Source organism: Variovorax sp. GW821-FHT09B01, assembly GCF_059418345.1.
In genome coordinates this window covers 1-964 of the sequence record NZ_JBWKPQ010000060.1, presented here as the reverse complement: position 1 = coordinate 964, position 964 = coordinate 1, and the positions used below count along the sequence as shown (strand labels likewise).

The 964-nt window shown below is 64.1% G+C and carries 1 pseudogene; it reads left to right on the top strand.

The annotated features are described in order from the left end of the window. Positions 1–2 precede the first annotated feature (2 nt). Positions 3–964: pseudogene (locus tag AC07RV_RS45815) on the top strand (IS3 family transposase); the annotation flags it as partial.

The following is a 964-nucleotide window of genomic DNA, read 5'->3' as shown; positions in this document are numbered from 1 at the left end:
CGCTGGCTTTTAAGCTGTCGGTGGTCGATCAGGTAGAAAAAGGCGAATTGAGCTACAGGCAGGCCCAAGAGCGCTACGGAATCCAGGGCCGCTCGACGGTGCTGGTGTGGCTGCGCAAGCACGGTCGCCAGCGCTGGGAGCCTGGGGCATCATCGCGGTTGCCCATGCCAATGTCGAAACCCCCCACTTCAGCGCCTGCGCTGCTGACCCCCGAGCAGAAGATCAAGGCCCTCGAAGTCCAGCTTCGCGAGGCGAACGAGAAAGCTCAATTGTTCAAGGCCGTGCTCGATGTCCTGAAGAAGGACTACGGGGTGCGTGTCGTAAAAAAGCCTTCGGGCAAGTCCTCGCGCAAAAGCTCCTCCCGGGGCTGAGCGTATCGAGGGCTTGCCGCTATTGGGGCATCAGCCGCCAAGCGTATTACCAGCAGCTACGCCATCAGCAGCAGCGCTGTGCCCGTGCCGAGACGGTGGTCGAACTCGTGCGTGATGTGCGCCTGCGCCAGCCTCGGCTGGGAGCCAGAAAGCTGCACCATCTGCTCAGGGAACCGCTGCAGCAGGCCCACGCGAGCCTGGGGCGCGATGCGCTGCTGGACATCCTGCGCGAAGCCCGCATGCTGGTTCAGCCCAGGCGGGCGTACCACAAGACCACCGACAGCCATCACCGCTTCCGGCGCCATCCGAACCTGCTCAAGGACGGGCCGAATCGAGTGCGCCCCACAGGCAGCGAGCAGGTGTGGGTGGCCGACATCACCTACCTGCCCACCGATCGGGGGTTCGTTTACCTCAGCCTGGTGACGGATGCCTGGTCGCGCAAGATCGTGGGCCATCACGTGCACGACAGCTTGCACACCGCACAGGTCAGCCGCGCGCTGACAATGGCGCTCAAGGGGAGGCAAACGCGCCAAGCGCTGGTGCATCACTCCGACCGGGGCATCCAGGGTGGATTCAACCGGTCGTCGCAACAC